Genomic DNA, 7,276 nt, shown 5'->3' on the forward strand with positions numbered 1-7,276 from the left:
CACCGGCCTCGATCTGCTGCGCCGGCTTGAAGAAACCGGCCGACGCGAAAAGGCCATCGTGATCACGGCCTACGGGTCGGCCGAAAACGCCGTCGAGGCGCTGAAGGCCGGCGCCTACGACTACCTCACCAAGCCGGTCGATCTGAAGCAGTTCCGCGCGGTGGTGGCGTCGGCGCTGGGGCGCAGCGTGTCCACGGTGCCGACCATCGTGCCGTCCAGCCTGCCGTCAGAGAACGGCGCGCCTCCCGAACGTGTGGTGTCCCGTGATCGCCGCGCAGCCCGTGGCCGTTGTCAGCCAGGCCATGGGCCGCATGGCCGGCCAGTCCGGCGCCATGCAGCAGGTGCGCGCCCTGGTCGACAAGGTGGCGCGCAGCATGGCGCCGGTGCTGGTGAACGGCGAGTCCGGCACGGGCAAGGAGCTGGTCGCACGTTCCATTCACGAGGTGAGCCCACGGGCCAGCCAGCCCTTCATCGCGGTGAACTGCAGCGCCATCCCTGAGCATTTGCTGGAGGCTGAATTCTTCGGCTACCGCAAGGGCGCGTTCACCGGTGCAGCCGATGACCGCGAGGGTTTTTTCCAGGCGGCCAACGGCGGAACGCTGTTCCTCGACGAGATCGGCGACCTGCCCTTGGCCATGCAGAGCAAGCTGCTGCGCGCCATCCAAGAGCGTTCGGTACGACCGGTGGGTGCGGTCAGCGAGCAAGCGGTCAACGTGCGCCTGCTCAGTGCCACCCACAAGGACCTTGGCGCCGAGGTGCAGGCGGGGCGATTTCGCCAAGACTTGTATTACCGGCTCAACGTGATCCAGATCAGGGTGCCGCCCCTGCGTGAGCGGCTCGAAGACCTGCCTGCCATCTGCGACCGTGTGCTCGACCGGATCTCTCGCGACGCTGGCGTGTCGCCCCCGCCACGCATGACCCGCGATGCATTGATCCTGCTGAGCCGCTACAGCTTTCCGGGCAATGTGCGCGAGCTCGAAAACCTGCTGCACCGCGCGGTGGCGTTTGCCGGCGGTGAAGTCATCGATGTGCCCGACCTCGGCGCGCTCGACCTGGCGCTGACGGGAGACATGACGCCATCAAGCGTCGATTCACTTGTCGTCGCGGCCACGCCCCTGCCCCCGGCGCCCGCCCAGGCCCCGACCCCGGCACCCCTGCCCACCGACCTCGCGGCCTACCTCGACCAGGTCGAGCGCGACGTGCTCGAACGTGCGCTCGAGCGCTACCGCTACAACCGCACCGCAGCGGGCGCGAGCCTGGGCTTGTCATTGCGGCAGATGCGCTACCGCATGGCACGCCTGGGGGTGCACGTGGGTGGCGACCCGGACCCTGTCGACACCGAGCGTGGCGATGACACATGAGCTCAGCTGGCCCGGCTGATGGGGGCTGGCTGAGCGCGGCGCGCGCATGCCCTTCGCCCAACTTCGGGCCCCGCCCGGCAGGAGTGGTGGTTGACCTGGTGGTAATCCATTCCATCAGCCTGCCGCCGGGTGAGTACGGTGGCGACGCCATCGAACAGCTGTTCACCAACCGGCTCGACTGGGACGCTCACCCTTACTACGGCGAGATTCGCGGTCTGCAGGTGTCGTCCCATTTTGTGGTGCGGCGTGATGGCGAATTGCTGCAGTTCGTCTCAAGCGACCATCGCGCCTGGCATGCCGGACGCTCATCGTGGCGAGGGCGCGAGAACTGCAACGACTACGCCATCGGCATCGAACTCGAAGGCCTGGAGGGAGAGCTCTTCGAAGCGGTGCAATACGACACGCTGGCGTCGCTGTTGCGGTCGCTCGCGCAGCGCCACCCTATCGAAGGCGTCGTCGGCCACGAGCATGTGGCACCTGGTCGCAAATGCGATCCCGGTCCGGGATTTGATTGGCCGCTGCTCATGCGCATGCTGGCCTGGCCCGATCGGTACTTTCCCGCGGCCGTTCAGCGCTTGGCCTGAACAACTTCGCGCGGCCCCACGGTTCGCGGGCTCTGCCGCTTCAAATCGGCCTGCATGCCGCGCCCGCTGGCGCAAAAGATGAGCACATCGCGCGACGGCGCGCGCCCTGGCTGGGTGTGCTTCAGAGCATCGGCGAGCGGCATGGTCACACTAGGGTAATACGCTATCTGTAGTGCTTGATGACCCCCGAGGCCCCAGATATAGTGTCCCCTCGTGTTATCCTTTTGTTTTCGAAACACACCTTCCATGCCCAAGACCAGCGCCCCGTTTTCTGGGTTGACCGCGCAAAGCGGTGGCGTTCTTCTGATGGGCAAGAGATGCAAAGCGCCGACGCCGGCGCTCTACCGTTCTCACCCAACGTTCACCCGCCCCGGGTTCGCCCGGGTCGGCTGCAGCTTTTGCTGCTGAGGCCGCAGCGCCCTCACTGAACGCGTGAGATTGACACCCACTGCTGATTGACATGACGACAGGGAACACCATGCAAACCGTCTCTTCTTCTACCGCCGGCGCGCAACCGGCACCGCGTACCGGCACCGCACAGGCCGGCACGGCTGCATCGGCCTACCAGGGTTACCAGATCATTCGCCGCAACGGCGCCGTGGTGTCCTTCGAGCCCAACAAGATCGCCGTGGCCTTGATGAAAGCGTTCCTGGCGGTGCATGGCACCCAGGGCGCGGCGTCGGCCAGCGTGCGCGAGACGGTGGACGGCTTGACCGAGTCAGTCGTGCGCGCGCTGCTGCGCTCGCGCCCGGGTGGCGGCACCTTCCACATTGAAGACGTGCAAGACCACGTCGAGCTCGGCCTGATGCGCGGTGGCCACCACGAAGTGGCCCGTGCCTACGTGCTCTACCGCGAGCGCCGTTCGCAAGAGCGCGCCAAGCAGGGCGTGCCGGCGATGGCGGTCGAGCCCTCGCTGATGGTGACCGACCGTGGCCAGCGTGTGCCGCTCGACATGGCCCGCCTGACGACCCTGGTGGAATCGGCCTGCGCCGACCTGGGCGCCGACGTGAAGCCCGACCCCATCCTGGCCGAAACCAAACGCAACCTGTACGACGGCGTGCCCATCGACGAAGTGCACAAGGCTGCCATCCTGGCCGCCCGCACCCTGATCGAAAAAGACCCCGGCTACACCCGCGCCACGGCCCGCCTGCTGCTGCACACCATCCGCAAGGAAATCATCGGCGAAGAGCTGCTGCACGCCGAGATGCACACCCGCTATGCCGAGTACTTCCCGGGTTTCATCAAGAAGGGCGTGCAAGCCGAGCTGCTCGACGAGAAGCTGATGCAGTACGACCTGGCCAAGCTGGGTGCTGCGCTCAAGGCCGACCGCGACCTGCAGTTCGACTACCTCGGTCTGCAAACGCTGTATGACCGCTACTTCCTGCACATCGAAGAACAGCGCATCGAATTGCCCCAGGCCTTCTACATGCGTGTGGCCATGGGCCTGGCGCTGAACGAGATCGACCGCGAAGCCCGCGCCATCGAGTTCTATGAAGTGCTGTCGACCTTCGACTTCATGAGCTCCACGCCGACGCTGTTCAACGCCGGCACGCGGCGCTCGCAGCTGTCCAGCTGCTACCTGACCACCGTCGCCGATGACCTCGACGGCATCTATGAGGCGCTGAAAGAGAACGCGCTGCTGAGCAAGTTCGCCGGCGGCCTGGGCAACGACTGGACCAATGTGCGCGCGCTCGGCTCGCACATCAAGGGCACCAACGGCAAGAGCCAGGGTGTCGTGCCCTTCCTCAAGGTGGTGAACGACACCGCCGTCGCCGTCAACCAGGGTGGCAAGCGAAAGGGCGCGGTTTGCGCCTACCTGGAAAGCTGGCACCTCGACATGGAAGAGTTCTTGGAGCTGCGCAAGAACACCGGCGATGACCGCCGTCGCACCCACGACATGAACACGGCCAACTGGATCCCCGACCTGTTCATGCGCCGCGTCATGGAAGGTGGCAACTGGACGTTGTTCTCGCCGAGCACCTGCCCCGACCTGCACGACAAGTTCGGCAAGGCCTTTGAAGTGGCCTACACCGGCTATGAGGCCAAGGCCGCCAGCGGTGAGATCAAGCTCTTCAAGACCATGCGCGCCGCCGACCTGTGGCGCAAGATGCTCTCGATGCTGTTCGAGACCGGCCACCCCTGGATCACTTTCAAGGATGCCTGCAACGTGCGCTCGCCGCAGCAGCACGTGGGCGTGGTGCACAGCAGCAACCTGTGCACCGAGATCACGCTCAACACCAACGAGAGCGAGATCGCGGTCTGCAACCTCGGCTCGGTGAACCTGGTTCATCACCTCAAGGACGGCCCGGACGGCGCCAAGGTCATCGACCACGCCAAGCTGAAGAAGACCATCGCCACCGCGATGCGCATGCTCGACAACGTGATCGACATCAACTACTACGCCGTCAAGAAGGCACGTGACTCCAACCTGCGCCACCGCCCGGTGGGTCTCGGGATCATGGGTTTCCAGGACGCGCTGTATGAGATCCGCACGCCCTATGCGTCGGAAGCTGCGGTGGCGTTTGCCGACCAGTCGATGGAAGCCGTCTGCTACTACGCCTATTGGGCGTCGACCGAGCTGGCCAAAGAGCGTGGCCGTTATTCCAGCTACCGCGGCTCGCTGTGGGATCGCGGCATCCTGCCGATCGACTCGCTGGAACTGCTGGCTGAAGCGCGCGGTGGTTATGTGGAAGTCGACCGCAGCACCACGCTCGACTGGAGCTTGCTGCGCAGCCGCATCAGCGAGCACGGCATGCGCAATTCCAACTGCGTGGCGATTGCCCCGACCGCCACCATCTCCAACATCATTGGCGTCAGCGCCTCGATCGAGCCGTCGTTCGGCAACCTGTCGGTCAAGTCCAACCTGTCGGGCGAGTTCACGATCGTGAACGAGTACCTGGTTCGCGACCTGAAGCGGCTCGGCCTGTGGGACGACGTGATGGTCATGGACCTGAAACACTTCGACGGCTCGCTGCGCCGCATCGACCGTGTGCCCGAAGACCTGAAGGATCTTTACGCCACCGCGTTCGAGATCGAAACCCAGTGGCTGGTTGAAGCTGCCGCACGTCGCCAGAAGTGGATCGACCAGGCGCAGTCGCTCAACATCTACATGGCCGGTGCCTCGGGCAAGAAGCTCGACGAGACCTACAAGCTCGCATGGTTGCGTGGCCTCAAGACCACCTATTACCTGCGCACCATCAGCGCATCGCAGACTGAAAAGTCGACGGTGAAAGCCGGCAAGATGAACGCGGTGTCGAGTGGTGATTCGTCGTCGGTGATGGCCGCACCGAGCGCGGTTGTGTCGTCGGTTTTGTCAGTCGATGCAGAGCCCGCCACCGACATCAAGTTCTGTGCGATCGACGACCCGACATGCGAAGCGTGTCAGTGATTCGCTCCACTGTTTTGTCGTGATGCAGGTTGCTGTGCAGCATCGAATTTCGATGCGACACAGCAACAGCGAAGCGGCCGCAAAGTCAATAAGTGCTTGGTGTTTAGACACAACACTCTCATAATTCACACGCACAGGAAATCTACTTATGTTGGTTTGGGAAGAAGACCTTAAACCCTCGTCATCTCACAAAGCGAGCCCCGCGCAGAGCACCTCCTCTCAAGCGCGCGCAGTCGCTCCGTCCCCTGTCTTCGAAGCTGCCGTTGCACACGCAGCCGAGTCCGTTGCAGCAGCCGTCGGTACGCATCGCGTGAATGTTGACACCCATCGGGTGAATGCCGACACCCATCGGGTGAAGGCCTCCGACAAACGCATCATCAACGGCAAGACCGACGTCAACCAGCTGGTGCCGTTCAAGTACAAGTGGGCTTGGGAAAAGTACCTCGCCACTTGCGCCAACCACTGGATGCCGCAAGAAGTGAACATGTCGCGCGACATCGCGACCTGGAAAGACCCCAACGGTTTGACTGAAGACGAGCGACGCATCATCAAGCGCAACCTCGGCTTCTTCGTCACCGCCGATTCGCTGGCCGCCAACAACATCGTGCTGGGCACCTACCGCCACATCACGGCGCCCGAGTGCCGCCAGTTCCTGCTGCGCCAGGCATTTGAAGAAGCGATCCACACCCACGCGTATCAATACATCGTTGAATCGCTGGGCCTGGACGAAAGCGAGATCTTCAACGCCTACAACGAAGTCAAGTCGATCCGCGACAAAGACGAATTCCTGATCCCGTTCATCAACGCGATCATGGACCCGCACTTCAACACTGGCACGCCAGAGAACGATCGCACGCTGCTCAAGTCGCTGATCGTTTTTGCCTGCCTGATGGAAGGCTTGTTCTTCTACGTTGGTTTCACCCAGATTCTGGCGCTGGGCCGCCAGAACAAGATGACCGGCGCGGCCGAGCAGTACCAGTACATCCTGCGCGACGAGTCGATGCACTGCAACTTCGGCATCGACCTCATCAACCAGATCAAGTTGGAGAACCCGCACTTGTGGACGGCTGAGTTCAAGGCCGAAATCAAGGCGCTTTTCTCAAAAGCAGTCGAACTCGAATATCGCTACGCTGAAGACACCATGCCTCGCGGCGTGTTGGGCCTCAACGCCTCGATGTTCAAAGGCTATTTGCGCTACATCGCCAACCGGCGTGCAACGCAAATTGGTTTGGAAGAGCTCTTCCCGAACGAAGAAAACCCGTTCCCGTGGATGAGCGAAATGATTGACCTGAAAAAGGAGCGCAACTTCTTTGAGACGCGTGTCATCGAGTACCAATCCGGTGGCGCGCTCTCGTGGGATTGACGCTTTTGCAACTCACAGCAAAAACAGGTCGTATGTGGCAGATCAAGATTCGCTGTACGTTTGAACTCACCGACACAGAAGCGGTGACGAGCGTGCAGCAACCCCATTCACCGCACCGGGGCGCCCCTCCTGGGCAGACTTTCGGGTGGTGAATTGCTGCGAAGTAGCGACATGTCGTCGGTGCAACGCAGTGCTTTTTCAACTTGATCAAGGAGAAATGTAATGGCAACTGCAAAGAAACCCGCGGCAAAGAAGGCCCCGGCCAAGAAGGTCGCGGCAAAGAAGGCTCCGGCCAAGAAGGTCGTAGCGAAGAAGAAGCCGGCGGCCAAGAAGGCTGCTGCTAAGAAGCCGGCAGCCAAGAAGGTTGCGGCGAAGAAGCCGGCAGCGAAGAAGGCTGCGGTCAAGAAGCCGGCAGCGAAGAAGGCTGCGGCCAAGAAGCCAGCAGCCAAGAAGGCTGCACCGAAGAAGGCTGCTGCCAAGAAGGCTGCGCCCAAGAAGGCTGCTGCCAAGAAGAAGCCTGCTGCGAAGAAGGCGGCGGCCAAGAAGCCTTCTGCCAAGAAAGCCGCGAAGAAGCCTGCTG

4 protein-coding genes and 1 pseudogene are annotated in these 7,276 nt (G+C 62.6%); 4 read left to right on the forward strand and 1 reads right to left on the reverse strand.

The genetic code is table 11. The features are described 5' to 3' along the window. The 4 genes and pseudogenes from RMO40_RS22335 to RMO40_RS22350 form a co-directional block, all read left to right on the forward strand. Window positions 1-1,361, forward strand: a pseudogene (locus RMO40_RS22335) (sigma-54-dependent transcriptional regulator); the annotation flags it as partial. Continuing rightward, window positions 1,358-1,945, forward strand: a complete 588-nt coding sequence (ampD, locus tag RMO40_RS22340; RefSeq protein ID WP_309725803.1) for a 1,6-anhydro-N-acetylmuramyl-L-alanine amidase AmpD — start codon at window positions 1,358-1,360, stop codon at window positions 1,943-1,945. The pseudogene RMO40_RS22335 and the gene ampD, both read left to right, overlap by 4 nt. A 478-nt stretch (window positions 1,946-2,423) precedes the next feature. Next, entirely contained in the window at window positions 2,424-5,333 is a 2,910-nt protein-coding gene (locus tag RMO40_RS22345) for a ribonucleoside-diphosphate reductase subunit alpha (protein WP_309725804.1), read from the forward strand. Window positions 5,334-5,481: 148 nt separating this feature from the next. Further along, the gene (locus RMO40_RS22350; RefSeq protein WP_309725805.1) at window positions 5,482-6,696 is read left to right on the forward strand and encodes a ribonucleotide-diphosphate reductase subunit beta; all 1,215 of its coding nucleotides are present in this window, start codon (window positions 5,482-5,484) and stop codon (window positions 6,694-6,696) included. A gap of 107 nt (window positions 6,697-6,803) precedes the next feature. Here the strand turns inward: RMO40_RS22350 and RMO40_RS22355 are convergent. Then, window positions 6,804-7,276 (reverse strand): hypothetical protein (locus RMO40_RS22355; RefSeq protein WP_309725806.1); only part of this gene is annotated, 473 nt, incomplete at its 5' end.

This window comes from Rhizobacter sp. (assembly GCF_031412075.1).
In the GTDB taxonomy this organism is placed as follows: domain Bacteria; phylum Pseudomonadota; class Gammaproteobacteria; order Burkholderiales; family Burkholderiaceae_C; genus Rhizobacter.